Origin of the sequence: Herbiconiux daphne (genome assembly GCF_024979295.1) — a bacterium.
Classification (GTDB): Bacteria; Actinomycetota; Actinomycetes; order Actinomycetales; family Microbacteriaceae; genus Herbiconiux; species Herbiconiux daphnes.
Genome location: NZ_JANLCJ010000319.1, coordinates 1 through 771, shown reverse-complemented (window position 1 = coordinate 771; position 771 = coordinate 1). Strand labels below are relative to the sequence as shown.

The following is a 771-nucleotide window of genomic DNA, read 5'->3' as shown; positions in this document are numbered from 1 at the left end:
TCACCTTCGAAGGTGCAACCGTCACGATACATATGAACAAGAATTACGTCATGGCCAGCAGTGATAAGGGCTTCTACTTCTGGAGAGAAACCACCATCACCAAAGATGAAATGACGTTGCCACGGACGACGACGAATGTAATCGGCGGCTTGTTGTCCAAAATAATCGGAGCCTAAGAATGGCTTGATGTAAGTTTCACTGATATGAATCATCAGTTCACGAACAGTACGACCATTCAGTTTCTCATTGGGAGAGTCCTTCCATTCACGATCTTGATAAGATTCAATGAATTCGTGAAAATCCATACCTAAAGTTGTAGCTGCAATACGGAACATAGGATCTTTGAAAGCTGTGAACTCCCAACCTTCACGTTCTGCAAATGCTACACCAACAGTATCTTTACCGCATCCAATCGGGCCATTGAGAATGATAATTTGTGACATTGTGTATAGTCCTTATACGTTTTCGTATTTACCTTGGGCAATAAATTTAGACAGAGACTCATCCAAAGCCTCTGCTTTAGCGAGAGCCATAGACAGATTATCGCCTACGCCCTCTTTAGCATCAACACTGCGATTAACAATCCAATACTCTTGGACGTATTTAACAAAATAAATATCATACCAAGTAAGTGACTTAATCAGCTCCATTGTATTCTCCTGTATCGAAATGACGATCTACGATCTCAGCAAAACCACTTTTAGCTTGCTTGAAAGATCTGTAGAAAGACCCATGAGAAATACCAGCTTTCTTTTGTGCCTCATCATGAGA

The 771-nt window shown here is 41.1% G+C and carries 2 protein-coding genes; both read right to left on the bottom strand.

Translation table 11 applies throughout. The features are described 5' to 3' along the window. Positions 1 to 443 (bottom strand): DEAD/DEAH box helicase family protein (locus N1032_RS24955; protein ID WP_259543247.1); only part of this gene is annotated, 443 nt, incomplete at its 3' end. 12 nt (positions 444 to 455) lie between these two features. Next, complete coding sequence (locus tag N1032_RS24950; protein ID WP_259543245.1) at positions 456 to 650, bottom strand: hypothetical protein; 195 nt, start codon at positions 648 to 650, stop codon at positions 456 to 458. Positions 651 to 771: the final 121 nt, after the last annotated feature.